This is a genomic window from Streptomyces sp. NPDC096079, from assembly GCF_040303145.1.
Taxonomy (GTDB): Bacteria; Actinomycetota; Actinomycetes; order Streptomycetales; family Streptomycetaceae; genus Streptomyces.
This window is the reverse complement of sequence record NZ_JBEOST010000015.1, coordinates 105219-130627: the sequence shown is the minus strand read 5'-3', so window position 1 is coordinate 130627 and position 25409 is coordinate 105219. Positions and strand designations below refer to the sequence as shown.

The 25409-nt window shown below is 71.8% G+C and carries 30 protein-coding genes and 2 pseudogenes; 16 read left to right on the top strand and 16 right to left on the bottom strand.

The window, feature by feature from the left end; genetic code table 11:
• The first annotated feature begins 118 nt into the window (after positions 1 to 118).
• The 3 genes from ABTY59_RS26930 to ygfZ are packed head-to-tail and all read left to right on the top strand — an operon-like array spanning position 119 to position 2145.
• Positions 119 to 691 carry a heme-binding beta-barrel domain-containing protein gene (locus ABTY59_RS26930; protein ID WP_352021619.1) on the top strand — a complete coding sequence of 191 codons (573 nt, stop codon included), beginning with the start codon at positions 119 to 121 and terminating at the stop codon, positions 689 to 691.
• A gap of 40 nt (positions 692 to 731) precedes the next feature.
• On the top strand, positions 732 to 1169 hold the full coding sequence (locus ABTY59_RS26925) for a Fur family transcriptional regulator (protein ID WP_352021618.1): 438 nt from the start codon (positions 732 to 734) through the stop codon (positions 1167 to 1169).
• A gap of 10 nt (positions 1170 to 1179) precedes the next feature.
• Positions 1180 to 2145: a CAF17-like 4Fe-4S cluster assembly/insertion protein YgfZ gene (gene ygfZ / locus ABTY59_RS26920; protein ID WP_352021617.1), complete on the top strand. Its 966-nt coding sequence runs from the start codon at positions 1180 to 1182 to the stop codon at positions 2143 to 2145.
• Here ygfZ and dtd read toward each other — a convergent pair whose 3' ends face one another.
• Complete coding sequence (dtd, locus tag ABTY59_RS26915) at positions 2146 to 2571, bottom strand: D-aminoacyl-tRNA deacylase (RefSeq protein ID WP_352021616.1); 426 nt, start codon at positions 2569 to 2571, stop codon at positions 2146 to 2148.
• 138 nt (positions 2572 to 2709) lie between these two features.
• On the opposite strand from dtd, the gene ABTY59_RS26910 reads away from it, so the two are divergent.
• From ABTY59_RS26910 to ABTY59_RS26895, 4 genes are all read left to right on the top strand, one after another.
• Positions 2710 to 3342 (top strand): RsiG family protein, encoded by a 633-nt coding sequence (locus ABTY59_RS26910; RefSeq protein WP_352021615.1) that lies wholly within the window; start codon positions 2710 to 2712, stop codon positions 3340 to 3342.
• A gap of 138 nt (positions 3343 to 3480) precedes the next feature.
• Complete coding sequence (locus ABTY59_RS26905) at positions 3481 to 4725, top strand: GNAT family N-acetyltransferase (protein ID WP_352021614.1); 1245 nt, start codon at positions 3481 to 3483, stop codon at positions 4723 to 4725.
• 18 nt (positions 4726 to 4743) lie between these two features.
• Positions 4744 to 5394, top strand: a complete 651-nt coding sequence (locus ABTY59_RS26900; RefSeq protein WP_403540748.1) for a TetR/AcrR family transcriptional regulator — start codon at positions 4744 to 4746, stop codon at positions 5392 to 5394.
• A gap of 68 nt (positions 5395 to 5462) precedes the next feature.
• On the top strand, positions 5463 to 7448 hold the full coding sequence (locus ABTY59_RS26895; protein ID WP_352021612.1) for a HelD family protein: 1986 nt from the start codon (positions 5463 to 5465) through the stop codon (positions 7446 to 7448).
• Positions 7449 to 7592: 144 nt separating this feature from the next.
• Here the strand turns inward: ABTY59_RS26895 and ABTY59_RS26890 are convergent, their stop codons facing one another.
• From ABTY59_RS26890 to ABTY59_RS26870, 5 genes are all read right to left on the bottom strand, one after another.
• Entirely contained in the window at positions 7593 to 9020 is a 1428-nt protein-coding gene (locus tag ABTY59_RS26890) for an MFS transporter (protein ID WP_352021611.1), read from the bottom strand.
• Between the two features lie 88 nt (positions 9021 to 9108).
• Positions 9109 to 9594 carry a MarR family winged helix-turn-helix transcriptional regulator gene (locus ABTY59_RS26885; RefSeq protein ID WP_352021610.1) on the bottom strand — a complete coding sequence of 162 codons (486 nt, stop codon included), beginning with the start codon at positions 9592 to 9594 and terminating at the stop codon, positions 9109 to 9111.
• 128 nt (positions 9595 to 9722) lie between these two features.
• Complete coding sequence (locus ABTY59_RS26880) at positions 9723 to 10325, bottom strand: DinB family protein (RefSeq protein ID WP_403540758.1); 603 nt, start codon at positions 10323 to 10325, stop codon at positions 9723 to 9725.
• 55 nt (positions 10326 to 10380) lie between these two features.
• Positions 10381 to 10797 (bottom strand): VOC family protein, encoded by a 417-nt coding sequence (locus ABTY59_RS26875; RefSeq protein ID WP_352021609.1) that lies wholly within the window; start codon positions 10795 to 10797, stop codon positions 10381 to 10383.
• A 10-nt stretch (positions 10798 to 10807) separates the two neighbouring features.
• On the bottom strand, positions 10808 to 11269 hold the full coding sequence (locus tag ABTY59_RS26870) for a helix-turn-helix domain-containing protein (protein WP_352021608.1): 462 nt from the start codon (positions 11267 to 11269) through the stop codon (positions 10808 to 10810).
• A 92-nt stretch (positions 11270 to 11361) separates the two neighbouring features.
• Here ABTY59_RS26870 and ABTY59_RS26865 point away from each other — a divergent pair, with 92 nt between their 5' ends.
• From ABTY59_RS26865 to ABTY59_RS26855, 3 genes are all read left to right on the top strand, one after another.
• Positions 11362 to 11760: a helix-turn-helix domain-containing protein gene (locus ABTY59_RS26865; protein WP_352021607.1), complete on the top strand. Its 399-nt coding sequence runs from the start codon at positions 11362 to 11364 to the stop codon at positions 11758 to 11760.
• A gap of 31 nt (positions 11761 to 11791) precedes the next feature.
• On the top strand, positions 11792 to 12361 hold the full coding sequence (locus ABTY59_RS26860; protein WP_352021606.1) for a hypothetical protein: 570 nt from the start codon (positions 11792 to 11794) through the stop codon (positions 12359 to 12361).
• Between the two features lie 90 nt (positions 12362 to 12451).
• Entirely contained in the window at positions 12452 to 12796 is a 345-nt protein-coding gene (locus ABTY59_RS26855) for a DUF2516 family protein (protein WP_352021605.1), read from the top strand.
• A 51-nt stretch (positions 12797 to 12847) separates the two neighbouring features.
• On the opposite strand, the gene ABTY59_RS26850 is transcribed toward ABTY59_RS26855, so the two are convergent.
• From ABTY59_RS26850 to ABTY59_RS26840, 3 genes are all read right to left on the bottom strand, one after another.
• Positions 12848 to 14083, bottom strand: a complete 1236-nt coding sequence (locus ABTY59_RS26850) for a PP2C family protein-serine/threonine phosphatase (protein ID WP_352021604.1) — start codon at positions 14081 to 14083, stop codon at positions 12848 to 12850.
• A 497-nt stretch (positions 14084 to 14580) separates the two neighbouring features.
• Positions 14581 to 15630, bottom strand: coding sequence for a C40 family peptidase (locus ABTY59_RS26845; protein WP_352021603.1), 1050 nt, complete (start codon positions 15628 to 15630; stop codon positions 14581 to 14583).
• 330 nt (positions 15631 to 15960) lie between these two features.
• Positions 15961 to 16755 (bottom strand): class I SAM-dependent methyltransferase, encoded by a 795-nt coding sequence (locus ABTY59_RS26840; protein ID WP_352021602.1) that lies wholly within the window; start codon positions 16753 to 16755, stop codon positions 15961 to 15963.
• Positions 16756 to 16886: 131 nt separating this feature from the next.
• On the opposite strand from ABTY59_RS26840, the gene ABTY59_RS26835 reads away from it, so the two are divergent.
• The 3 genes from ABTY59_RS26835 to ABTY59_RS26825 are packed head-to-tail and all read left to right on the top strand — an operon-like array spanning position 16887 to position 18869.
• Positions 16887 to 17012 carry a hypothetical protein gene (locus tag ABTY59_RS26835; RefSeq protein WP_352021601.1) on the top strand — a complete coding sequence of 42 codons (126 nt, stop codon included), beginning with the start codon at positions 16887 to 16889 and terminating at the stop codon, positions 17010 to 17012.
• Positions 17009 to 18376, top strand: a complete 1368-nt coding sequence (gene mshA, locus ABTY59_RS26830; RefSeq protein WP_352021599.1) for a D-inositol-3-phosphate glycosyltransferase — start codon at positions 17009 to 17011, stop codon at positions 18374 to 18376. The genes ABTY59_RS26835 and mshA overlap by 4 nt, the downstream gene beginning before the upstream one ends.
• Positions 18369 to 18869 (top strand): type III secretion system chaperone family protein, encoded by a 501-nt coding sequence (locus tag ABTY59_RS26825; RefSeq protein WP_352021598.1) that lies wholly within the window; start codon positions 18369 to 18371, stop codon positions 18867 to 18869. Before mshA ends, ABTY59_RS26825 begins: the two co-directional genes overlap by 8 nt.
• Positions 18870 to 18914: 45 nt before the next feature.
• Here the strand turns inward: ABTY59_RS26825 and ABTY59_RS26820 are convergent, their stop codons facing one another.
• Positions 18915 to 20261, bottom strand: coding sequence for an MDR family MFS transporter (locus tag ABTY59_RS26820; RefSeq protein WP_352021597.1), 1347 nt, complete (start codon positions 20259 to 20261; stop codon positions 18915 to 18917).
• Between the two features lie 125 nt (positions 20262 to 20386).
• On the opposite strand from ABTY59_RS26820, the gene ABTY59_RS26815 reads away from it, so the two are divergent.
• The gene (locus ABTY59_RS26815) at positions 20387 to 21148 is read left to right on the top strand and encodes a phosphoglyceromutase (protein ID WP_352021596.1); all 762 of its coding nucleotides are present in this window, start codon (positions 20387 to 20389) and stop codon (positions 21146 to 21148) included.
• A gap of 78 nt (positions 21149 to 21226) precedes the next feature.
• On the opposite strand, the pseudogene ABTY59_RS26810 reads toward ABTY59_RS26815, so the two are convergent.
• A pseudogene (locus ABTY59_RS26810) lies at positions 21227 to 21658 on the bottom strand (tyrosine-type recombinase/integrase); the annotation flags it as partial.
• Between the two features lie 189 nt (positions 21659 to 21847).
• Between ABTY59_RS26810 and ABTY59_RS26805 the strand changes: the two are divergent.
• Entirely contained in the window at positions 21848 to 22342 is a 495-nt protein-coding gene (locus ABTY59_RS26805) for a hypothetical protein (protein WP_352021595.1), read from the top strand.
• Between the two features lie 149 nt (positions 22343 to 22491).
• Here the strand turns inward: ABTY59_RS26805 and ABTY59_RS26800 are convergent, their stop codons facing one another.
• The 5 genes and pseudogenes from ABTY59_RS26800 to ABTY59_RS26780 form a co-directional block, all read right to left on the bottom strand.
• Positions 22492 to 23157, bottom strand: coding sequence for a hypothetical protein (locus ABTY59_RS26800; protein WP_352021594.1), 666 nt, complete (start codon positions 23155 to 23157; stop codon positions 22492 to 22494).
• A 270-nt stretch (positions 23158 to 23427) separates the two neighbouring features.
• Positions 23428 to 23628 carry a hypothetical protein gene (locus ABTY59_RS26795; protein ID WP_352021593.1) on the bottom strand — a complete coding sequence of 67 codons (201 nt, stop codon included), beginning with the start codon at positions 23626 to 23628 and terminating at the stop codon, positions 23428 to 23430.
• Positions 23629 to 23651: 23 nt separating this feature from the next.
• Positions 23652 to 23855 (bottom strand): annotated as a pseudogene (locus ABTY59_RS26790) (site-specific integrase); the annotation flags it as partial.
• Positions 23856 to 23911: 56 nt separating this feature from the next.
• Positions 23912 to 24358, bottom strand: coding sequence for a hypothetical protein (locus ABTY59_RS26785; RefSeq protein ID WP_352021592.1), 447 nt, complete (start codon positions 24356 to 24358; stop codon positions 23912 to 23914).
• A gap of 40 nt (positions 24359 to 24398) precedes the next feature.
• On the bottom strand, positions 24399 to 24713 hold the full coding sequence (locus ABTY59_RS26780; protein ID WP_352021591.1) for an SCO4225 family membrane protein: 315 nt from the start codon (positions 24711 to 24713) through the stop codon (positions 24399 to 24401).
• Positions 24714 to 24944: 231 nt separating this feature from the next.
• On the opposite strand from ABTY59_RS26780, the gene ABTY59_RS26775 reads away from it, so the two are divergent.
• Positions 24945 to 25409, top strand: a 465-nt coding sequence (locus ABTY59_RS26775; protein WP_352021590.1) for a tachylectin-related carbohydrate-binding protein, incomplete at its 3' end; no start/stop codon positions are given.

Sequence of the window (25409 nt, the reverse complement as noted above, 5' to 3'; positions counted from 1 at the left end):
TTCTTCGAAACCCTCCTGGTCCTGGTCGCCGTCGGCGTGATCGCCTTCGCCGGTCTGACCGTGAAGAAGCTGTACCAGGGCCAGCGGTAACCACTTCTAGAGAACGCCAGAGCTGCTCATGATCGAGATCCCGTCCGACCTCAACCCGGACCTCGTCCCCCTCGCGTTCCTGCTCGGTACGTGGGAGGGCGCGGGTGTCTCCGACTTCCCCGGCGCCGAGAAGTGCAACTTCGGCCAGTCCGTGACGTTCAGCCACGACGGCCGTGACTTCCTCGAGTACACCTCGCACTCCTGGGTCCTGGACAACGAGGGCAACAAGGTCCGTCCGCTGGAGAGCGAGAGCGGCTACTGGCGGATCGACAAGAACCGCAAGGTCGAGGTCGTCATGGTCCGCGACCAGGGCATCGTCGAGATCTGGTACGGCGAGCTCGCCGACCAGAAGCCGCAGATCGACCTCGCGACGGACGCCGTCGCCCGGACCGCGGCCTCGGACGCGTACAGCGGCGGCAAGCGGCTCTACGGCTACGTGAAGAGCGACCTGATGTGGGTGGGCGAGAAGGCGACCCCCGAGGTACCGCTCCGGCCGTACATGTCGGCGCACCTGAAGAAGGTCGTCACGCCGGAGGAGGTCGCGGAGATGGCCCGCAACCTGCCCGACATGCCGGACGACGGCATCGCCTTCTTCCGCTAGACATTCCGGGTGCGCACCGCGCCCTCCTACACTGGTGGGCGTGGTGAGCACCGACTGGAAGAGTGACCTGCGGCAGCGCGGGTACCGGCTGACGCCGCAGCGTCAGCTTGTCCTGGAGGCCGTGGACAAGCTGGAGCACGCGACTCCGGACGACATCCTCGTCGAGGTCCGCAGGACGGCCTCCGGGGTGAACATCTCCACCGTGTACCGGACCCTGGAGCTCCTGGAGGAGCTCGGTCTCGTCAGTCACGCGCATCTGGGGCACGGGGCCCCGACGTATCACCTCGCCGACCGGCACCACCATCTGCACCTGGTCTGCCGGGACTGTTCCGAGGTGATCGAGGCGGACGTGGAGGTGGCCGCCGAGTTCACCGGGAAGCTCCGCGAGACCTTCGGGTTCGAGACGGACATGAAGCACTTCGCGATCTTCGGCCGCTGCCGGGACTGTTCGAACAAGGACGCTGCCGGCGAGTCGTAGGCTCTACAGCATGAAGAGCCCTCTGTTGTCCCTGCCCGGCGCCGTCCCCGCCGAAGGCCGCGACGAAGGCGTCGCCGCGCACTACGGCGATCTGTTCCGCGAGCAGCGTGCCCTGTCCGAAGGCAACGGCTTCGTCGACCTCTCGCACCGGGGCGTCCTCGCCGTCTCCGGTGACGACCGGCTGAGCTGGCTGCACCTGCTCGTCACCCAGCACATGACCGAGCTGCCGCCGGGGCGGGCCACCGAGGCGCTGATCCTCTCCGCGAACGGGCACATCGAGCACGCCCTGTACCTCGTCGACGACGGCGAGACGGTGTGGGCGCACGTCGAGCCGGGGACCCGCGAGGAGCTCCTGGCCTACCTGGAGTCGATGAAGTTCTTCTACCGGGTGGAGGTCGCCGACCGCACCGAGGACGTCGCCGTCGTGCACCTGCCGGCCGGGTCCATCGCCGAGGTCCCCGAGGGCGTCGTCGTACGGGAGACCGCGCACGGCCGCGACCTGTTCCTGCCCCGCGCCGACCTGGAGTCCTTCGCGGCCTCGCACGGACCGGCCGCCGGGATCCTCGCGTACGAGGCGCTGCGGGTCGAGGCGCACCGGCCGCGGCTCGGCTTCGAGACCGACCACCGGACGATCCCGCACGAGGTCGGCCTCATCGGCAGTGCCGTCCACCTCCAGAAGGGCTGCTACCGGGGGCAGGAGACCGTCGCCCGGGTGCAGAACCTGGGGAAGCCGCCGCGCCGCCTGGTCTTCCTGCACCTGGACGGCAGCGAGGTGCTGCTGCCGGGCCACGGCACTCCGGTGCGGCTCGCGGCCGACGGCGAGGAGGGCCGGCAGCTCGGCTTCGTGACGACCGCCGTCCGCCACCACGAGCTGGGGCCGATCGCCCTGGCCCTGGTCAAGCGGAACGTGCCGGTGGACGCTCCGCTGATCGCCGGGACGACGGCCGCCGCGCAGGAGACCGTCGTCGAGCCCTGATCACACCTCCAGGAGCACCGTGAACGGGCCGTTGTTCGTGAGGGAGACGCTCATCTTCGCTCCGAAGCGGCCCGTCTCCACGTGGGCGCCCAGCGCGCGCAGCTGGTGGACGACCTCGTCGACGAGGGGCTCGGCGACCGGGCCGGGCGCGGCGGCGTTCCAGGTGGGGCGGCGGCCCTTGCGGGCGTCTCCGTAGAGGGTGAACTGGGAGATGACGAGCAGCGGCGCGTTCACGTCGGAGCATGACTTCTCGTCGTCCAGTACCCGGACGGACCAGAGCTTTCTCGCCAATTGGGCGGCCTTCTCCGGGGTGTCCTCGTGGGTCACCCCGACCAGGACGCACAGCCCCTCGCCCGTGATCTCACCGACGGTCTCCCCTGCGACGACGACGCTCGCGCCGTCGACCCTCTGCACCACTGCTCGCATGCGCACCAACCTACCGAGCGTGCCGCCGACCGAAGGACGAGGGGCCGAACGGGTGCAGAGCGCCTGCACGGGCCGGTGCAGGAGTGGCACCATGCGGGGAGGCGGTGCGGTTCCGCACCGGTCGAGGGGACGATTCTCATGAGTGCACCTGGCACCGGGCCGACACCGTCCGGCCCCGTACCGCTGATCCGCTCCGGAACCAGGGGCGGAGGACCGGGCGGAGGACCCGTGACGCGCCCACCCGTGCAGCGCACCGCCGAGCCGTCGGACCGGGCACAGCCCGACCCGGCCCGGCAGCCCGATCTCGGCGCCCTGCGGCTGCCCGAGCTGCGCGCGCTGCGCCGGGACGCGCAGAGCGACGAGGCCGACCTGAGCTACGTCCGCCGGATGCTCCAGGGCCGGATCGACATCCTGCGGGCCGAGCTGGCGCGGCGGACCGATCCGGAGGCGCCGGTCCTCGACCGGCTCTCCGAGATCCTCGCCGACGTGCCCTCGCGGCACCGGACCTCGGCGCGGCACGTGACGCTGTCGACGCCGCGCGGCGAGGAGTACCGGCGGCTGGCGACCGAGATGCTGTCGGAGGTCGAGCTGTCGGACCTGACGGCCCGGACGGACGACGAGCTGCACGCGGCGATGGGGCGGCTCGCCGGGTACGAGCAGCAGATCTCGCGGCGTCGGCAGGACCTCCAGCGGACCGCCGACGACTGCAGCGCGGAGATCGCCCGCCGCTACCGCGAGGGCGAGGCCCAGGTCGACGACCTGCTGGCCTGAGCCCGGGGCGCCGGCTGGGGCCTGGGGCTGGGGCCGGCCGCGGCCTGGGGTCCGGGACGTCGGCCCTGGCCTGAGCGCGGGGGCGCCGGCCGGGAAATCCCGGTGCGTGGTCCGTGGCGCCGTGCGTAGGGTCGGGGGATGACTGTCGACGTGCGTGCGGTGACGGAGCCCGAGTTCCACGACTGGCAGCGGGCGCTGCGCACCGGCTTCCTGAGGACGCCGGTGGTGTCCGACGCGGAGGTCGCGGACCGGCTGGCCCACGCGGACCTGGCGCGGACGCTGGGGGCCTTCGACCGGGACCGGATCGTCGCCACCTTCCGTTCCTTCCGGCAGGAGGTCAGCACGGTCGGCGGTGGCAGTCTCACCGCCGACGCGATCACCCAGGTGACGGTCTCGCCCACGCACCGCAGGCGCGGGCTGCTGAGCCGGATGATGGCGGCCGATCTCGCCGCCGCGAAGGAGCGGGGCGACGCGATCGCGACGCTGATCGCCGCCGAGTATCCGATCTACGGGCGGTTCGGCTTCGGTGTGGCGAGCTGGGCCGCCGAGTGGAGCGTGGACGTGCGGCGGGCGGGTCTCGACCCGCGTCGTTCGGGGCGGCCGGAGGACGGCGGCCGGATCGATCTGACGGACGGCGAGGAGATCCGCGCGATCGGCCCGGAGGTGCACCGGCGGCTGGCCGGTGTCCGTGCCGGGGTGACCGACCGGGACAAGCGGGGCTGGGAGCAGGGCACGGGGCTCGGGCACCAGAGCCATCCGTGGCGGGAGCCGTACTACGTGGTGTACCGGTCGGCGTCCGGCGAGGTCGAGGGGTACGCCGCGTACTCCGCCGACGACAAGTGGGACGACGCGAAGCAGCCGCTGAACACGGCGACCGTGCGGGACCTCATCGCCGTCACCCCGGCCGCCGAGCGCGCCCTGTGGCACTACCTGTGCTCGATCGACTGGATCGCGACCGTCCGCTCCGGCTACCGGGCGCCCGACGACCCGCTGCCGCTGCTGCTGCCCGACCCGCGGGCGGCGAGGACGCTGACGTACGTGGACATGCTGTGGGTCCGGGTGCTGGACGTGGTCGGGGTCCTGGAGGGCCGGACGTATCCGGTGGAGGGGAGTCTCGTCCTGGAGGTGCGGGACGCGGACGGTCTGGCCGGCGGACGCTTCCGGCTCGACGCCTCGCCGACGGGCGCCTCCTGTGTCCGGACGACGGAGTCGGCCGATCTCGTCTTCGACGTCGCGGAGGCGGGCACGCTCGCGTTCGGTGACGAGTCGGCGGTGCGGCTGTCCCGGCTGGGGCGGGTCGAGGAGCTGACGCCCGGGGCGGCGGCCCGGGCCGATCTGCTGTTCCGGACGCCGCTGCGGCCGTTCTCGCCCGACATCTTCTGAGGTCCGGTGCTCACTAGGATGGTCGTCTCTCAAAGGAGATGTCCCGTGAAGCCGGAGTACCCGACCGGGTTGCGCGAGCGGAAGAAGGCGCGCACCCGGCAAGCCCTGTCGGACGCGGCGATCGCCCTCTTCATGGAGAAGGGCTTCGACGCGGTCTCCGTCGCGGAGGTGGCCGCCGCGGCCGAGGTCTCGAAGCCGACGCTGTTCCGGTACTTCCCCGCCAAGGAGGACCTGGTCCTCCATCGGTTCGCCGATCACGAGGGCGAGTCGGCGCGTGTGGTGGAGGCCGGGCGGGTCTACGGCACGGCGCCGCTCGACGCGTTGTACGAGCACCTGATCGAGGGACTTGAGCGGCGGGATCCGGTCACCGGGCTGTGTGACGTTCCGGCGGTCCTCGCGTACCACCGGCTCCTGTACGGGACGCCGGCCCTGCTCGCCCGGGTGCACGGCTTCCAGATGAACTCCGAGGTCGCCCTGGCGCGGGCGCTCGGCGGCGATCGCCTGGTGGCGCGGCTCGCGGCCGGGCAGATCGCGGCCGTGCTGCGGATCCTGGCGGACGACAACGTGGCGCGGCTCGCGGCGGGTGATCCGATCGAGGAGGTGGCGCGGGACGCGGTGGCGGCGGCGGAGGAGGCGTTCCGGTCGTTGCGGCAGGGGCTGCCCTGCTGAGCGGCGCACCGCTTAAGAACTCAAGTTAAAAATGTAACCCAGTAACGTTTTCCGCTAGGCTTGTCGGAATGACGTCACTGGACCTTGAGCTCGCCCGTGAACGCTCCCACCACGACGCCTGCCGCGCCGCCCTGATCCGCATGACCGAGGACGTGGCCGAGCAGGTCGTCACCGGTGAGGACGTCGCCGCCTCCGGCGCCGACGCCGAGGCGCTCGGCTACCACCTGCGCAGCCGGGCCAAGGAGATGGGCGAACAGCCGCCCGGACCGCTGTTCTTCGGCCGGCTCGACCGCGAGGACGGCCAGACCCACCACATCGGCCGCCGCCGGATCGCCGAACACCCGGCCGCCCCGCCGCTCGTCGTCGACTGGCGCGCGCCCGTCTCCCGCGCCTACTACCAGGCCGGCGCCCACGACCCGCAGGGCGTCGTCCGCCGCCGCCGCTTCGGCTGGGCCCCGCACAGCCGGGGCGCGACCGAGGACCTGACCGCCCTGGAGGACGAACGCCTCGCGGACGGCGGCACGGGCACGGTCAGCGCCCTCCTCACCGGGGAGATCGAACGCCCCCGGGTGGGCCCCATGCGGGACATCGCCGCCACCATCCAGCCCGAGCAGGACGACCTCGTGCGCTCCGGGCCCACCGCCTCCCTGTGCGTGCAGGGCGCGCCCGGCACCGGCAAGACCGCGGTGGGCCTGCACCGGGCCGCGTACCTCCTGTACACCCATCCGCAGCGGATCCGCCGCACCGGCCTCCTCGTCCTCGGGCCCCACCGGGCCTTCCTCTCGTACATCTCCGAGGTGCTGCCCTCGCTCGGCGAGACCGGGATCCGGCAGGCCACCCTCGACGACGAGATCGCCCGGCACCCGGTCCGGGCCGAGGACGGGGAGGCGGCGGCCCGGGTCAAGCACGACGCCCGGATGGCGGGGGTGCTGCACCGCGCGCTGTACGGCAGGGTCGACCCGGCCCCCGCCGAGGACCTCGCGGTCCCCGACGGCTCCGCCCACTGGCGGCTCCCGGCGGCGGAGCTCGCGGCGATCGTCACGGCCGTACGGGAGGAGGCGCCGCCCTACGCGACCGGCCGCGAGCGGGTCCGCGCCCGGGTCGTCCGGGCACTCCAGCTCCGGGCCGAACGCCGCTCGGGGCCGCTGGGCGCGGCCTGGGCGCGGCGGATCGAGCGGGCGCGGGCGGTGACCGCGTTCCTCGACGCCTGCTGGCCGAAGACCGTCCCCGAGGAGGTCCTCGCGGAGGTCCTCACCGACCCGGCGGACCCGGACCTGACGGAGGCGGAGCGGGCGGCGATCCGCTGGGCGCGGCCGCCGCGCTCGTACCGCTCGGCGCGCTGGACCGCCGCCGACCTCGTCCTCCTCGACGAGCTCGCCGGCCTCGTCGAGCGCCCCGAGAGCTACGGGCACGTGGTCGTCGACGAGGCCCAGGACCTCTCGCCCATGCAGTGCCGGGCCATCGCCCGCCGCACCGCGTTCGGTTCGCTCACCGTCCTCGGGGACCTCGCCCAGGGCACCACCCCCTGGGCGGCCCGCGACTGGGACGAGCAGCTGGCCCACCTGGGCAAGGCCGGGACGGCCGTCGTGCCGCTCACCCTCGGCTACCGCGTGCCGTCGGCGATCGTGGACCTCGCCAACCGGCTGCTGCCCGTGCTCGGTGCCGACGTGCCCGCGGGGCGTTCGGTCCGCCGGGACGGCGAGGTGACGGTCCACCGGACGGCGGACCTGGCCGCCGGGGTCCGCGAGGCCGTGCGGGACGCGCTCGCGGTGGAGGGCTCGGTGGGGGTCATCACGGCCGATCACCTCGTCGGCGCGGTGGCCGCGGTGGCCGCGGCGGTCGACGGGGGCGGGGAGCGGGTGACCGTGCTGCCCGCGTCGCTGGTCAAGGGCCTGGAGTTCGACCACGTCGTGGTCGTCGAGCCGGCCGCGATCGTGGCCGCCGAGCCGCGTGGCGCCAACCGGCTGTACGTGGTGCTCACCCGGGCCGTGTCGCGCCTGGCCCTGGTGCACGAGGGGGAGCTGCCGGAGTTCCTGGAGCCGGCGTCCCCGTGAGGGGAGGGCGGGGCGGTCCCGGAACCGACGCCGTGAGGGAGGAGGGGGCGGTCCTGGAACCGACGCCGTGAGGGAGGAGGGGGCGGTCCTGGAACCGGCCTCCCCGTGAGGCGCGCGCGGCGCCGGTGGTGCGTCGGGCGGCTCTCAGGCCGCCATCGTCAGCTGCCGGGGCTTCGCTCCGGCGGCCCGGCGCAGGACGGTGAGGGCGACGGCCAGGGCGACGAGGAGGAGTCCGGCGCCGAGGCCGAAGGCGAGGTGGTATCCGCCGGTCAGCGCCTCGGGGGTGGGTTTCCCCGCCGCCGTGAGGGTCTCGGTGCGGGCGGATGCCAGGGTGGAGAGGACCGCGACGCCGAGGGCCATGCCGATCTGCTGGGTGGTGTTGAAGAGTCCGGAGGCCAGGCCGGCGTCCGCCTCCTCCGCGCCGGACATGGCGAGTCCGGTGAGGGCGGGGAGCGCGAGCCCGAAGCCGGCGGCGAGCAGCATCACCGGGAGCAGGTCGGTGGCGTACGAGGCGTGGACGGGGACGCGGGCGAGCAGGGCGAGGACGCCGACGAGCAGGACGAGCCCGGCGAGCAGGACGTTCCGCTCGCCGAAGCGGGCGATGAGGGGTGCCGAGACGCCGAGGGAGACGGCGCCGATGACGAGGGCGGCGGGCAGCATCGCCAAGCCGGTCCCGGCGGCTCCGTAGCCGAGGACCTTCTGCAGGTAGAGGGCGACGAGGACCTGGAAGGAGAAGAGCGCGGCGACCATCAGCATCTGGACGGCGTTCGCCCCGGCGACGTTGCGGGAGCGGAGGATCCGCAGCGGCATGAGGGGGTGCGCGGCCCTCGTCTGACGGAGCAGGAATCCGGCGAGGAGGGCGACGGCGAGGGCGCCGAGGCCGAGGGTGTGCGCCGAACCGGCGCCGTACTCCTCGATCTTGACGACGGCGTAGATCCCGGTCATGAGCCCGGCCGTCACGAGCAGCGCGCCGAGGACGTCGGCGCCCGCCTTCAGGCCGAGGCGCCGGTCGGCGGGGAGGGCGCGGACGGCGACGAGGAGGGTGGCGACGCCGATGGGCAGGTTGATGAAGAAGATCCAGTTCCAGGCGAGGGCGTCGGTGAGGACGCCGCCGAGCACCTGGCCGAGGGAGGCGCCGGCGGCGCCGGTGAAGCTGAACACGGCGATGGCGCGGGCGCGTTCGCGGGGCGCGGTGAAGAGGGTGATCAGGATGCCGAGGCCGACGGCGGAGGACATCGCGCTGCCGACGCCCTGGAGGAAGCGGGCGGCGACGAGGACGGCGGGGGAGGCGGCGACGCCGGCGAGCAGGGAGGCGGCGGTGAAGATCCCCGTCCCCGCGAGGAACATCCGCTTGCGGCCGATGAGGTCGCCGAGCCGTCCGGCGAGGAGGAGCAGCGAGCCGAAGGCGATCAGGTAGGCGTTGACGACCCAGCTGAGGCCGACGGGGGTGAAGCCGAGGTCGCCCTGGATGGCGGGCATGGCGACGGTGACGATGCTGCCGTCGAGGACCGTCATCAGCGTGCCGGTGGCGAGGACGCCGAGGGCGAGGTGAGGGCGGGCGGGCGCGGGCATGGGGACCACTCCTGTTCGTCGGAGGCGACAGGAGTGACACTAACAGAAGGTTTTGTTGCAGACTATTTTCTACGGAACGGATTCCGGCTCATCCGCGCTGACGGGCCCGGCGGGCGGGCGTCGGGCTCTCCACGGGGGCCGCGAGATGGCCGGTGGCCAGCCGCTCCAGGGCGCGCAGCAGCACCGTGCGCTCGTCGTCGGGAAGGGCGGCGAGGGCGGCCTCGTGCACGCCGTCGACGATCTCCTGGCTCTGCCGGGCGACCTCGGCACCGGCCTCGGTCACCGCGATGATCCGCGCCCGGCGGTCCGTGCCGGACGGCCTGCGCTCGGCGAGTCCGGCCTTCTCCAGGGCGTCGACGGTCACCACCATCGTGGTCTTGTCCATGTCCCCGATCTCGGCGAGCTGCGCCTGCGTCCGCTCCTCCTCCAGGGCGTGCACGAGGACGCAGTGCATGCGCGCGGTGAGCCCGATGGCGCCGAGCGCGGCGGCCATGTGGGTGCGGAGGGTGTGGCTGGTGTGGTCGAGGAGGTAGGAGAGGTCGGGTTCGGTGCGGGTGGGTGTCATGGCGGTCATGCGGCCAGGGTACGACGACCGGTCCGTAACGGATCGTCCCGAACGAAACGAGCCCCTCCTGGAGCAGGCGTCCCTCCCTCGGTGCGACGACCTCGGGGAGGGGCGCCCGCTCCTGACGGAGGCGGCGGCTACACGCCGCGGGTGCCGTCGATGCGTTCGCGGAGCAGGTCCGCGTGACCGTTGTGCCGCGCGTACTCCTCGATCATGTGGACCAGCACCCACCGCAGCGACACCCGCCCCCGCCACTCGTCCTCGCCCCAGACGTCGAGGTCCGGCGCCTGCGCCGTGAAGCGGTCCGCGTGGGCCACCGCCGCGCGCCACGCCTCCCAGGCCTCCGTCACGGCCTCCGGACCGGCCGCGGCGCCGTCGAAGTCCCCGTCGGGGGAGTCGGGGGAGGAGAACAGGGGGCGGACGTCCTTCCGGCCGGCGAGGATCTCCTGGAACCAGTGCCGCTCGACGTCGGCGAGGTGCCGGACCAGGCCGAGGAGGGACAGGGTCGACGGTTCGGCGGCCCGGTGGGCCAGCTCCTCGCCCAGGCCCGCGCACTTCAGCACCAGCGTCGCCCGCTGGTCCGCCAGGAATCCGGCCAGCATCGGCAGTTCGGCCCCGGTGGCGGGACCGGTGAAGCGCCCCGGCCCCGGGACGGCGCTCTCGTCCAGCACGTCGGCGCGCCGCCTCGGGGCCGCGATGTCCTCCGGCTCGTCCAGCCCGCCCCGCTCGTCAACTGTCATGGTTTCCCTCCCTGTTGGATCTCCATGACATGCTGGCACGAGCGGGGCGGGGCGGTCAGCCCTTGGGCTGGGCGAAGCGGATCATGTTGCCGGCCGGGTCGCGGAAGGCGCAGTCGCGCACGCCGTAGTGCTGGTCGACGGGCTCCTGGAGCACCTCGCCGCCGGCCGCCCGGACGCGCTCGAAGGTGGCGTCGACGTCCGCGGTGGAGAAGATCACGCCCCGCAGGTGGCCCTTGGCGAGGAGGTCCGTGACCGCCTTCCGGTCGGCCTCCGAGGCGCTGGGGTCGGGGAGCGGCGTCTCCAGGACGACGGCCACGTCCGGCTGCCCGGGCGATCCGAGGGTCACCCAGCGCATCCCCTCGTAGCCGACGTCGTTGCGTACCTCCAGGCCGAGCGCGTCCCGGTAGAAACCGAGCGCCTTGTCGGCGTCGTCGACGGTGATGAAGCACTGTGAGAGCTTGATGTCGTCCATGTCCCCGACGCTACGGCGAGGCGCTCGTTCCCGCTTCTCCGATCCTGACCGGTTCGGCGGGGCCGCCGTTCCGTACGGGCCGGGTGAGCACCTTGGCGACGCAGGCGGGGATCTCGGCGCCCTCCCCGTGGCCGCCCTCCTCGTGCCCGCGGGCCCGGTAGGCGCTGGGCGTCTCGCCGACGAGTTCGGTGAAGCGTGAGCTGAACGAGCCCAGCGACGTACAGCCCACCTCGAAGCAGACCTCGGTCACGCTGAGGTCGCCCCGGCGGAGCAGCGCTTTCGCGCGCTCGACGCGCCGGGTCATCAGATAGCTGTACGGCGTCTCGCCGAAGGCGGTGCGGAAGCTGCGGGCGAAGTGGCCCGTGGACATCAGGGCGACCTTCGCGAGCGCCGGGACGTCCAGCGGCGAGGCGTAGTCGCGGTCCATGGTGTCGCGCGCGCGGCGCAGTCGTTTCAGGTCCTCCAGATCCACGTCCCCAGCATGGCACGGGGTGGCGCGCCCGGGGTGCGACTCTTGCAAACAGTGTGCTTGCAATAGTTAGCAATGGCTGGCATGGTCGGGGCATGGCATCGCTCAACGTCGGCAACCTCGGCGAGTACCTCCGCGAGCAGCGGCGGACCGCGCAGCTCTCCCTGCGGCAGCTCGCCGACGCCGCCGGGGTGTCGAACCCGTACCTCAGCCAGATCGAGCGCGGGCTCCGCAAGCCCAGCGCCGAGGTCCTCCAGCAGGTCGCCAAGGCGCTGCGGATCTCCGCCGAGACGCTCTACGTACGGGCCGGGATCCTCGACGAGAAGGAGCGGGAGGAGCTGGAGACGCGCGCCGTCATCCTGGCCGATCCCTCGATCAACGAGCGGCAGAAGCAGGTGCTGCTCCAGATCTACGACTCCTTCCGCAAGGAGAACGCCGCCGAGCAGGCGGCCGCCGCACCCGACGGCGCCGATGCCGCACCGCCTTCGAGCTAGTACGTACGTCATCTCCGGGAGGAACACCAGCATGGCCATCATCGACGAACTGCGTACCCCTCTCTACTTCGCCGCCGGCACCGCCGACCTCGCCGTCCAGCAGGCCAGGAAGGTTCCCGGCCTGATCGAGCAGCTCGCCGCCGAGGCGCCCGCGCGCATCGACGCCGTACGCAAGACCGACCCCAAGGCCGTGCAGGAGAAGGTGACCGCGCAGGCCAAGGAGGCCCAGGCCACCGTGCAGTCGAAGCTCGCCGAGGTCGTCGGCGGCCTCGACACCGACCTCAAGAAGCTCGGCGAGACCGCCCAGGACCTGGCCCTGCGCGGGGTCGGCGTCGCCGCCGAGTACGCGGTCAAGGCGCGCGAGAAGTACGAGGAGGTCGCCGCCCACGGCGAGGACGCCGTCCGTGCCTGGCGCGGCGAGGCCGCCGAGGAGATCACCGAGATCGCCGTGGTCGTCGAGCCGGAGCCGGCGCAGTCGGAGGAGCCCGTCGCCGCGGAGGCCGGGACCGACGGGGCCGAGGCCAAGAAGCCGTCCGCGCGGAAGACCACCGTCCGCAAGGCTCCCGCGAAGAAGACGGCCGTCGCCGCCGAGACGGAGTAGGGCCGGGCACCAATCCGGGTACCCGGGGCGTTGTAACGGGTACCGTGACCGCGAGGCGCTCTCTCTCCCTCACCCAAGGCGGTGCTCAGCATGTTGCGCGCGGGATTCGACTCCCTTCTCTCCCTGGTGATCTTCCTGGTCTTCACCGGCTTCGCCGTCGCCGCGCTCGTCTTCGCCGCCATGGCGCGCGAGGACGCCTACCGCGCCGCCGAGAAGCAGACGAAGAAGTTCTGGCTGATCATCCTGGGCATCAACCTCGCCCTGAACCTGCTGCTGCCGATGCTGTTCCTGCAGATCGCCGGGCTGATCGCCGCCATCGTCTTCATGGTGGACGTGCGCCCCGCGCTCGCGCAGGTCTCCGGCGGAGGCCGGGGCCGCCGCGGCGGCGGCTCCAGCAGCGACGGCCCGTACGGCCCGTACAACGGCGGCAGGTAGCCGCCGAGGAGAACGGGCGTAGAAGACGGATACGACGGACAGGGCCCGGGGTTACCCCCGGGTCCTGTCCCTTTCCAGGGCCAGGACGGCGACGTCGTCCGTCAGCTCGCCGCCGTTCAGGGAGCGGACCTCCGTCACGGCCGCCTCCAGCAGCTCGTCTCCCCGCAGGCCCGCGGACAGCTGCCGGTTGATCATCTCGACCATCCCGTCCTGCCCGAGCCGCGGCGAGCCGGGGCCCGCCGAGCGGCCCTCGATGAGCCCGTCGGTGTACATGAGCAGGCTCCACGCCCCGCCCAGCTCGACCTGGCGGCGCGGCCAGCGGGCGCGCGGCAGCAGTCCGAGGGCCGGGCCGCCGTCCTCGTACGGCAGGAGGCGGGCGGCCCGCCCCTGCCGGGCGATCAGCGGCGAGGGGTGCCCGGCCAGGCAGAGCCCGGCCCGGCGCCCGTCGGGCGCGATGTCGACGGTGCAGAGCGTCGCGAAGATCTCCTCGCTCTCCCGCTCGTGCTCCAGGACCTGCTGCATCGTGGACAGCAGCTCGTCCCCGCAGAGACCCGCGAAGGTCAGGGCCCGCCAGGCGATCCGCAGCTCGACGCCGAGCGCGGCCTCGTCGGGCCCGTGCCCGCAGACGTCGCCGATCATGGCGTGGACGGTGCCGTCGGGGGTGCGGACGACGTCGTAGAAGTCGCCGCCGAGCAGCGCGCGGGACCGGCCGGGCCGGTAGTGGGCGGCGAACCGCAGGTCGGAGCCCTCCAGGAGCGGCGTCGGCAGCAGGCCGCGCTCCAGGCGGGCGTTCTCCTGGGCGCGCAGCCGGGACTCGGCGAGCTTCACCTGGACGGCGTCGGCCCGCTTGCGCTCGACGGCGTACCGGATGGCGCGGCTGAGCAGCCGCCCGTCGAGCTCCTCGCGGAAGAGGTGGTCCTGGGCCCCGACGCGCACCGCCTCGGCCGCCAGCTCGGCGTCCGCGGAGGCCGCGAGCGCGAGGACGGCGTGGCGCGGGGCGAGGCGCAGGATGTGCCGCAGCGGGGCGAGCGGGTCGTCCCCGGCGGCCGCCCGGGGGCCGGGCAGGGAGAGGTCGACGAGGACGCAGTGGACGTCGTCGGTGAGGAGCCGCTCGGCCTCGGTGAGGTTGCGGGCGGTACGGATGCGGACCCGGGTGCCGGCGGCGTCCGCCGCGTCGAGCAGTTCGGGTACGGCAAGGGCACCCGCCGGGTCGTCCTCGACGACCAGGAGAGTGAGATCGGTGCGGTCGGTGCCTGTGACTGTGCCTGTCATGGGAGTGGCGTCCATTGGGGTGGCGTCGCCGGGTCCCGTAGCGGCAGAGACGTTTCTCTGGCGCGGTACGGATACGGGCATCGGTCCGGGTTTCCTTCCCTCCCCCCGAGGGTGCGCGGGCGCCGGGTGGCGGCCCGCCCGTCCCGGACCATAGCGGTAGGGCGGTGCGCAGCGGAATGGTGATCAGCCTGTGAGAGCGCGCGCCGCGCTTGGCATATGCCGCGGAAGGGGAGGTACTTGCCCCCGAACGGTCGGCACGGGGGCTCCGAGCCCATGAGAAAGGTCACGCGGGGGGCGTGGCGGCGATCACGGAGCGGGCGGGGCTGCGATCACGAAGCGGGCGAGGCTGCGATCACGGAGCGGCGTGGCACCGGTCACGGAGCGGCGTGGCACCGGTCACGGAGCGGGCGTGGCACCGGGCACGCCCCCCCGGGGGCGGCAGGGCGCGCCGGGGCGGGCCCGGGTGGGACGGTCCGGTTCACGCCCCCGTGGGCGGCCGTGGACCGGCTCGCTCACGTCGGGCGTACGACTCCCAGGATCTCCATCGAGCCCGCGCCCGCGAGGGTCACGTTCCGGCCGGGGCGCGGCGCGTGCACGATCGCCCCGTTCCCGACGTACATCCCGATGTGGCTCGCGTCCTTGAAGTAGACGATCAGGTCGCCCGGCCGCATGTCCTTGATGTCCACGTGCGGCAGCAGCCGCCACTGCTCCTGCGAGGTGCGCGGGATGCCCAGGCCGGCCGCGCCCCAGGCGCGCTGGGTCAGGCCCGAGCAGTCGTACGACCCCGGCCCCTCCGCCCCCCACACGTACGGCTTGCCGATCTGGGCCGTGGCGAACGCGACGGCCTTCTTGCCCTCCGCCGTCGCACCCTCCTTCAGACCGTCGAGGACGCCGGTGCCGAGCCAGCTCGTCTGGGCCCGGAGCTGGGCCTGCTCCTCCAGGCGGCGCAGTCGCTCGCGCTCCTCGGCGGCGAGTTCGGACTCCAGCTTCTTGGCGGCGTCGATCCGCTCGTTGATCTCCTTCTTCGCCTTGGCCTGCTTGACGCGGTGGGCCTCCAGCTTGGTCCAGTTGGCGCTGGCGTCCTTGGCGTACGTGTCCAACTCGGCCTGGGCGCGGGTCATCTCGCCCAGGAGGTCGGTGGTGGCCTTGGCGCCGGACTTGAGCCGTCCGGCGGCGTCGAGGAAGAGCTGCGGGTCGTTCGTGAGGACGAGCTGGGCGCCGTCCGGCAGCCCGCCGTTGCGGTACTGGGCGCGGGCCTGGGCGCCGGCCTTGGCCTTGAGGTCGTCGATCTTCTCGCGACCCTCCACGATCATCCGGGCGAGCCGGACGATCTCGGCGGACTGCTCCTTGGTCCTCTCCTCCGCGAGGTTGTACGCGTCGGTGGCGACGGCCGCCTTCCGGTACAGGTCGTCGATCTCCTGGCGCACCTCCTCCAGGCTCTTCTTCGGCGGCGGAGGCGGGAGCGGCGCGGCGGCTGCCTGGAGGGTCAGTGCGGGGGAGGCCAGCACGGTCAGGGCGCAGATCACGGTGATCGCGGCAGTGGCGTGTCGGCGTCGGTTCACGAGCTCCCCCTCGAGTGACCCAAAATCTGATTTACCGTCAGTAACTTGATGGTGACCTGGCGATAGTGCCATGCGAAACGGCAAAGCGACAGGGGAAACCGGGGTCTGTCGGGCCGGTTCCCCCCAGGGGTGACGAGTGATGTGCGCGGGACGTTCCCCGCGCACGGGAAATTCAGCGGGAGTTGGGGAAATCGGGGGAACGTAACGCCCGACACACCGTCACGCCGTCGTCCCGGCGCCTCCCGTCACACCGCCACCCCCCCCCGCGGGCCGGCGCCTCCCGTCACACCGTCACCCACCCCCGCGGCGCCGCCGCCTCCCGCCACTCCGTCACCCCCGCGGCGCCAGCGCCTCCCAGCGCACCGTCACCTCGCCCTGGCGCCACCGGCGCGGGCCGTCCGTCAGCGGCCAGTCCGCCGCCAGGTCGCGGACCGAGCGGATCCACCGCTGCCGCGCGCCCAGCGAGGCGTACGGGGCGGCCGCCGCCCAGGCGCGGTCGAAGTCCCGCAGGAAGGCGTGCACCGGCTCGCCCGGCACGTTGCGGTGGATCAGCGCCTTCGGCAGCCGTTCCGCGAGGTCCGAGGGCCGGTCGAGGGAGCCGAGACGGGTCGCGAACGTCACCGTGCGCGGCCCGCCCGCGTCGAGCGCCACCCACACGTGCCGGCGCCCGATCTCGTCGCAGGTCCCCTCCACGAGCAGCCCGCCGGGCGCGAGCCGCCCGCACAGCCGCCCCCAGACGGCCGCGACCTGGTCCTCGTCGTACTGGCGCAGCACGTTCGCGGCCCGGATGAGCGCGACCTGGCCCGGCACCGGGACCTCGAAGCCGCCGTGCACGAAGGAGAGGCCGTCGTGCTCGTACGGCTTCGCGGCCTCGACCCGGGCCGGTTCGATCTCGATGCCGTAGAGCCGGGTGCGGGGCTCGGCGACGCGCAGCCGGGCCAGGAGCTCCACGGCGGTCCAGGGAGCGGCCCCGTAACCGAGGTCGACGGCGAGCGGCGGCTCGGGGAAGCGGCGCAGGGCGGGGCCGTGGACGGCGGCGATCCAGCGGTCCATGCGGCGCAGCCGGTTCGGGTTGGTGGTCCCGCGGGTCGGGGTGCCGACGGGGCGGGTGGTGCGCGGGGCCATGGAACGAGCGTAAGGGGTGGGAAAGGGGGGTCCTTCCCGGCAACGAATTGGCAAAACGCGCGGCCGATGGAAATGAAAGGGACGATTCCGGTGTTGTGGCGGCTGGAGGGCGAGCGCGCCCTCCAGCAGTCATGCCCGACCTGCTCGACCTGCTCGACCCGCTGCACGAAGCCCGACCCTGCTCCACCACGCCCGACAAGCCCGACCGGGCTCGGGCCGCCCAGCTCAGCCCCCGAGCGGAAGGACCGCCGACGTGAGCCAGTACGTGTCCCGGTTCACCGGTACCCGGCACCGGCACCCCGCGCCGGCCAGGCTCCGGCTCCCCGGCCGGCACCGCACCCCCCGGCGCGTGGCCATGCTCAGCGTCCACACCTCGCCGCTGCACCAGCCCGGCACGGGGGACGCGGGCGGCATGAACGTCTACATCGTCGAGCTGGCGAAACGACTCGCCGCGATCGACATCGAGGTGGAGATCTTCACCCGGGCCACGACCGGCGGCCTGCCCCCGGTCGTCGAGCTGACCCCCGGCGTGCTCGTACGGCACGTGGACGCGGGTCCGTACGAGGGCCTGGCCAAGGAGGAGCTGCCGGCGCAGCTCTGCGCCTTCACGCACGGCGTGATGCAGGCGTGGGCGGGTCACCGGCCCGGCCACTACGACCTGGTCCACTCCCACTACTGGCTCTCCGGGCACGTCGGCTGGCTGGCGGCCGAGCGCTGGGGCGTGCCGCTCGTGCACGCCATGCACACCATGGCGAAGGTCAAGAACGCGGCGCTCGCCGAGGGCGACACGCCCGAGCCCGCGGCGCGGGTGATCGGCGAGACGCAGATCGTGTCCGCCGCCGACCGGCTGATCGCCAACACGGCCGAGGAGGCCGACGAGCTGGCCCGCTTCTACGAGGCGGATCCCGGCAAGATCGCCGTCGTGCACCCGGGCGTCAACCTGGACCAGTTCCGCCCCGCCGACGGCCGCGCCGCCGCCCGCGCGCGGCTCGGCCTGCCGCAGGACGCGTTCATCCCCGTGTTCGCCGGCCGGATACAGCCGCTGAAGGCCCCGGACATCCTGCTGCGCGCCGCCGCCCGCCTCCTGGAGCAGGACCCCTCGCTCCGCACCCGCATGGTCGTACCGGTCGTCGGCGGCCCGAGCGGCAGCGGTCTGGCGAAGCCGGAGCAGCTGCAGAAGCTCGCCGCGCGCCTCGGCATCGCGGACATCGTGCGCTTCCACCCGCCGGTGGCGCAGGACCGGCTGGCCGACTGGTTCCGCGCCGCTTCGGTCCTCGTCATGCCCTCGTACAGCGAGTCCTTCGGGCTCGTCGCGATCGAGGCGCAGGCGGCCGGCACGCCCGTCGTCGCGGCGGCGGTCGGGGGTCTGCCCGTGGCCGTACGGGACGACGTGACCGGTTTCCTCGTGCAGGGGCACGACCCGGCGGACTACGCCCGGGCGCTCGGCCGTTTCGTGGCGGACCCGTCGCTGTCGGCGCGGATGGGCGACGCGGCGGCGCTGCACGCCGGTTCGTTCGGCTGGGACACGGCGGCTTCGGGGACGGCGGATGTGTACACGGCGGCCATGCACGACCACCGGCTGAGGGAGAACCGCCGTCGCGTACGCTCGCACCATGGCTGAGACCGAGGTCGTCCGGCGGATCGTCGAGGACGCGTTCAAGGACGCCGAGCTGGACTGGGAGTCCCCGGAGCCCGGCTCGTACGTCGTGAAGCTCCCGGGCACGCGCAAGCTGTTCACCACCCTGTCGCTGCGGGTGGGCCGCCACTCCCTCTCCCTCAACGCCTTCGTGATCCGCCACCCGGACGAGAACGAGGCGGGCGTCCACCGCTGGCTGCTCGAACGCAACCTCAAGCTGTACGGGGTGAGTTACGCGGTCGACGGCCTCGGCGACGTCTACCTCGCCGGCAAGCTCCCGCTGGCCGCCGTCACGCCGGAGGAACTGGACCGGCTGCTGGGCTCGGTCCTGGAGGCGGCGGACGGCGACTTCAACACGCTGCTGGAGCTGGGCTTCGCGTCGGCGATCCGCCGGGAGTACGACTGGCGGGTCGCGCGGGGCGAGTCGACGCGCAACCTGGACGCCTTCAAGAACCTGACCCGGAAGCCCCGCGACTGACACCGGGTTCCGTGGGGTGGGCGGTGCCCACCCCACGGACCGGGGCTACGCCGTGACGGCGGAGGACTCGGCGTCCTCGGCCCTGGCGCCGGGCGCGCCCGGCGCGACGGCGGAGGTCTCCACCGGCTCCACGGGCGCGACCGGCTCGACCGGCGCCACGGGCGCGACCGACTCCGGCTCGTCCGCGAGCGCCTTCCGCAGCCGGGTGAAGTACCCGACCGCCGCGACGACACCGATCGCCGCCGTCGCCGCCCAGAGGACGTCCGGCCCGGGCCCGCCGACGATCGCGCCCGCGCCGATCGGGGCGACGAAGCCGGCGACGGCCCAGGACATGCCCATCACGCCCTGGTAGCGGCCCCGGGCGTGCTCGGGGGCGAGGCGCGCGGTGGCGGCGGCGTTGGTCGGGACGTGGATCATCTCGCCGACCGTCCAGACGACGACGGTCGCGGCGAAGGCGACGGAGGACCCGGCGAGGGCGGTGGCACCGGTGCCGAGGGCGAAGAGGAGGGCGGAGAGGGTCAGCAGGACGACCGGGGAGCGCTTGTCGGTCAGCTTGTTGACGAGCAGCTGGAAGCCGACGATCACGATGCCGTTGACGGCGATGACGACGCCGTACGAGGAGGGGGAGAGGCCCTGGTTCGCCATGGTGAGCGGCAGGCCGATCCAGGGGGCGGTGAAGACGAGGCAGACGAGGAGGTTGAGGAGGACGAGGGTCCGGAAGGGCGCGTCGCGCAGCACGGTGAGCATGCTGACCTTCGCCTCGGCGACCGGCTCGCCCGTCGTGCCGACGGCGGCTTCGGGGCGGGTCTCGGGAAGCCGGAGGAAGACGATGACGGCGCAGAGCGTGGTGGCGACGGCGTCGACGACGAAGAGGGTGCGGTAGCCGAGGAAGGCCGCGGCGCCGCCGCCGATGGAGGCGATGGCGAAGCCGAGGTTGAGGGCCCAGTAGTTGAGGGCGTACGCGCGGCGCACGTCGTGGGCCGGGACCATGTCGGCGATGGTCGCGTTGATGGAGGGGCGGACGGCCTGCATGGCGACGCCCATGAGGAGGACGACGGCGGCGATGGCCCAGGCGCTGGTGACGACGGCGAGGGCGGCGGCGCAGGCGGCGGCCGCGAGGTGCATGGTGACCATGGTGGGGCGGCGGCCCCAGCGGTCGGTGAGGGCACCGCCGAGCGGTGATCCCGCCACGCCTCCCAGTCCGTGGAGGGCGACGACGAGCCCGGCGAACCAGGCGGAGTGCCCGAGCTCCATGGTCAGGTAGAGGGAGAGGAAGGTCAGGACGAAGGCGCCGGTCCGGTTGACCAGGGTGGACAGCCACAACCACCAGAAGCCCGGGGGGAGGCCGGAGACCGTCTCGCGTGCCGATCGTCTGAGCGAATCGATGGACATGTGTGACGGCCCCCTGCTGTACGTAAGCCCTGCTTCCGGCTCTCGTAACTTACGCATCTCATACGTCGGACGCCAGCGAATTGACGGCGCGCGTCAATCGTCAGCGGTCGATTAGGCTCGTACGCATGGCCGACGCACCGTACAAGCTGATCCTCCTCCGCCACGGCGAGAGCGAGTGGAACGAGAAGAATCTGTTCACCGGATGGGTGGACGTGAACCTCACCGCCAAGGGCGAGAAGGAGGCGACGCGCGGCGGCGAGCTGCTCAAGGACGCCGGCCTGCTGCCCGACGTGCTGCACACCTCCCTCCAGAAGCGCGCCATCCGCACGGCGCAGCTCGCGCTGGAGTCCGCGGACCGTCACTGGATCCCGGTCAACCGCTCGTGGCGCCTCAACGAGCGTCACTACGGCGCCCTCCAGGGCAAGGACAAGGCCCAGACGCTCGCCGAGTTCGGCGAGGAGCAGTTCATGCTGTGGCGCCGCTCGTACGACACCCCGCCGCCGGCCCTGTCCGACGACAGCGAGTTCTCGCAGGCCCACGACGCCCGTTACCAGACGATCCCGCCGGAGCTGCGCCCGCAGACCGAGTGCCTCAAGGACGTCGTGGAGCGGATGCTCCCGTACTGGTACGACAACATCGTCCCGGACCTCCTCGCCGGCCGCACGGTCCTGGTCGCCGCCCACGGCAACAGCCTCCGCGCCCTGGTGAAGCACCTGGACGGCATCTCGGACGCCGACATCGCGGGCCTCAACATCCCGACGGGCATCCCGCTCTCGTACGAACTGGACGAGAACTTCAAGCCCCTCAACCCGGGCGGCACCTACCTCGACCCGGAGGCCGCGGCGGCGGCCATCGAGGCGGTCAAGAACCAGGGCAAGAAGAAGTAGGAATAGTGATCATGCCCCTGACCTGCGCACACGGCGCAGATCGGGGGCATTTTCGCGCTCTGGGCCCACCTTGGGCCCTCAGCGCGGAGAGTCGTCCGGCCTCAGGGCCCTGCCGAGTGCCTGCCGCGCGCGGTCCCGGCTGCTCGGCATCAGGTGGGCGTAGACCTTCAGCGTGAGCCCCGGGTCGGAGTGGCCCAGGTACTCGCTGACGGCCTTGATGCTCTCTCCGGCGTCCAGCAGCACCGAGGCGTAGAAGTGCCTCAGGGCGTGCATGCCGTGCTCCCGCGCGGCAGCGTGCTCCCGGCTCTTCGCCGCGGGGATGACGCCCACCTTCGCCAGCGCCGGCTTCCAGTGGTCCTCGTTCAGAGACGTGCGCCAGACGTGCCCGCCCAGCGGGCCGGTGAAGAGCAGTCGCTTGGTCACCGGCGGACCGCCGGCGCGCATCCAGGGCAGCGTGATCTCCACCGGCGGGAAGAGCTTCATGTGGGCCTTGAGCGCGTCCGCCACGGGGACTCTGACCTGGTGTGACGATCTTAGAGAGGAACGGATCCAGCGGACGCCGGAAATTTTGCTTAGCGTCCGCACGGAAAACGCAGGTCAGGAGCGGTGCGGGAAGGGCTGTGGGCGCTGCGGACGCTGTTCCCTCTCAACTCTCTAGTGACCTGAGGAGAAGATTCCTCTCCCTTCTGCGACCAGTTCGTGAGCATCGACGAGACGTGGACGTCGTGGATGCGTGACATCTGCCTTGCCCGCGGCCGGCTCATCGGTCCCCAGGGCTTTCTGTGCAACAAGGGCGCCGCGGGCGTGGCGTATCACTCGACGAGGACCGCGACATCTGGGCAGGGCTCGATATCCCGCCGATCGAAACCAGTGCAGGAATCACGCTCCTCTAGTTTGCGATCCGAGTCGAGAACGCGCGAGGAAAACCGAGGCCTGGTACGGCGGCCCGCCCAGTCCGCTGGCTACTCTGCCCAGAGTTTCGGTCTCGACGGTGGGGGGCCCGATCACGGCCACCGCGACGCCCGGAGCGAGACGACCACCCGCAAGAAGCGGGGGTGCTGGCGTTACGGCATCGATGAACAGGTCGAGGTGATGCTGCGCCTCGCCGCCACACTGTTCGGGCAGAGAATCGCCCTGGAGCACCCCGTCGTCGAGTTCGGCACGGGCGTGACAGAGAGAGTCCGCAGTCGGTAGCGACGGCCCTCGACCCGCTCTCTCGCGCCGGTGCGATCAGCACCGCAACCAAGGTCAAGATGCTGCAAGTGGGACGAAACCACCGTACAGGTGAAGATCGCCGCAATCCTCGCCGAGACCAGCGCCGCCGCACCAGACCCTGTTGGGTCCTATCCACTGCGCTGATTGTCGGTCTCAGGGATGAGGTCCCGATTGATCATTAGGCGCTCGAACCCGTTACGCCGAGCGTGCGGCCAGATACGTCGAAGGATACTTCCGGGCAAGTGATCAGGAGCATCGCCAACCTCTCGGTGCAGGTCATTGCGCATCAGGAAGAAGAGCTGGTTCCTGACGCTTGCCATCCTTGACACCTCGCGACTAATGTCGTCGAACCATTGTTCATCCGTCGCTGTTTGAATGGCATCTGCATGGTCCTGGTGCCAAGCAGTAACACCCGTCACCACGCGACGCACTCTTTTTGCGGCCCCCTTGAGAGCCGTTGCAAGGAAGGCGTCGTGTGGCGCCTCCAGCGACATAACAAACTGAACCTGCTCGAAAGCATGGGCAGCTTCCTGCACCTTTGTTAGGTGCGAGTCGCTGAAGTCGCCATTCTTGAATGATGCCAAGCACTCGTATCCCGTGCGATCGAGCACTTGAAGGGACGTCATCATCTTGGCGTAGGTATCACGACGCGAGGCCCAAAAGGACTGCTCGCGTTGCACAATCGCGGTTCTTCCGACGGTTCGCATAGCGGCCCAAAACGCGAGCCCGCCAACCAGCACTGCGGAACTTGCTCCAATAACTGCGGCCCAAAGAGCGGCTGTTGTCTCCTGCACCAAGGCATCATGCCCCAGGATGTAGTCGTCTCGGGCAGCAGCCCGGGTCCTGATCTGGGCCCTCTCTGGGCCCTCCGAGGGCGACCGGCGACGACCAACAACGACCGCTCGGCTGCAGGTCACTTGGGGTGCGCGACTCTCTGGCCAGGGGCGAAAGGCGGGCCCGCCAGATCCAGGGCAAGAAGTAACCCTGACCCACGAAAGAGCCCCCTCCCCGCGGTTTCTCCGCCGGGAGGGGCTTCTTCGTGGGCTGGGGCCGTGTGTGGGCCGTCAGGGGGATGAGGCCGTGCGCTCCCCGGGCTCCGGCTCCTGCCGCCACTCCGCTTCGGCGCCGGCGCTCCGGAGCACCGAGACGGCGGACCGGGCCTCGTAGTCGCCCAGCCCTTCGAGGACGATGACGGGGGCTTGCCGAGCCAGGACCCGGCTGTGCCACAAGCTCAGTCCGGTCAGCTTGCGCAGCGCCAGGATCACGTCCGTTTGGCGCGGCCCGCAGTCGTGAAGATCAGCTGCTTGGTCAGGTGCTGACCGCGCTGGGCCATCCACGGCAGCGTGATGTCGACGGGTGGGAACGTCGCCAGGTGCGCGCGGAGCGCATCGGCGACGGGCCCGGGCAGAGGTACGTCCCGGAGCTTGCCGCCCTTCGGCGGGGCGATCACCGGCTTGCTGCGACTGAGCTTGAGCCGCTGGACGACGGGCAGCAGTACGGTGACTCGCGCCGCGACGTCTTTCAAGGCCGTGTACGGATCGACGTTCCTCAAGCGTCGAGCGCACCCACGGCCGCGTGGATATGAGCCAGGTCGCGACGCAACCCTTCTCCCGCGCACCACCAGGACAGTCGCTCGCCCGTGTCCTCCCTTGGATGCATGCCCAGGCCATGCTCGGGGCACAGGGGCCACGCCTGCCACAGAAGCTCCATGACGGTCTCCTGCGCGGCATCGGCGACGCTCGCCAGTGCAGAGGCAAGGCTGTCCTGTGAGTTCGGTTCCAAGCAGTTGCCGTGCCACTCGCCGTTGGCCATGGCGACGTAGACGTTCTCCGGCTCCTCCGCGTCGTAGGACGGAAGGGCCAGCAGCTGCAGGGGTTCCAGCCGGGGAAGCGTCACCGCCAGGTCGCGGTTCAGAAGGGCGAGAGCCTGGTCCCACACTGGGTACTCGCCCGGCGAGACGCGGCGAGGCTCAGGGGGGTCGAAAAGAGCGCACATGAGCACCATCCTCCGCCACGCCGGGGACAGCCCCCATCGCTCAACAGGCCTCGCCCCCCTGCGAAGACCGCACGCAGGGGCTGACAACAAGGGCGAACGACTGGGCCAGGGCGCTGATGAGGATCCCGCCGGCCAGGGACCAGAAGGGCGCGTCCATGCCCCAGACGCCTCCGATGACTCCCACCGTCAGCGGAGAGGTGGGGGCGGTGAGGAGGAGCGGCCATACGCCGACGATTCCGGGATCCCCGAGCAGCGCGGCGGCCACCTCGAAAACGACGGACACGCCGACGAGTCCCAGATAGGCGGCGGACGCGGGATTGGCGACGGTCAGACGGAACAGGGCGCGAGCCTTCATCGATTCCCCCCCCGGACTTGTGGTGCTCCCCACGGTTCCGGCGGGCCCGGACTCCGGCGTGAGTACGCGTACTCAGGAGTGCGCTCAGAGGCCCCTCGTATGGCGGCCTGCTCCGTGGGTGCCGCTACCCAGCGTGACGCGGTGCGGGCCTCGCTCGGATGGCTCATCCTGAATAGGGGACGCGAGGAATTCGTGTAGCGGTCAACTTTGAACGGGTGGAGCGGAGTAGTCATGGCGAACAATCCCGCGCTCGTCATCTACGGAATCTCGCCGGACGGGGCGTTGCAGTGGTACCGCCATGACGGCTGGTCAGACGGCACGAACCAGTGGACCGCCGGTGCGGGTGGCGACAACGTCAGTGCCGGCTGGAACATCTACGGCAGGGTGTTCAGCGGGGGCTCCGGAGTGCTCTACGGCATTTATCCAGGTGGGGATCTGCAGTGGTACCGGCATGACGGGTGGACTGACGGGACGAATCGTTGGACTGCCGGTGGGGGTGGCAATAACGTCGGCGGCGGTTGGGGTATTTACAGCACGGTGTTCAGTGGTGGGGGTGGGGTGATTTATGGGATCACGCCTGCCGGGGATTTGCAGTGGTATCGGCATGACGGGTGGACTGACGGGACGAATCGTTGGACTGCCGGTGGGGGTGGCAATAACGTCGGCGGCGGTTGGGGTATTTACAGCACGGTGTTC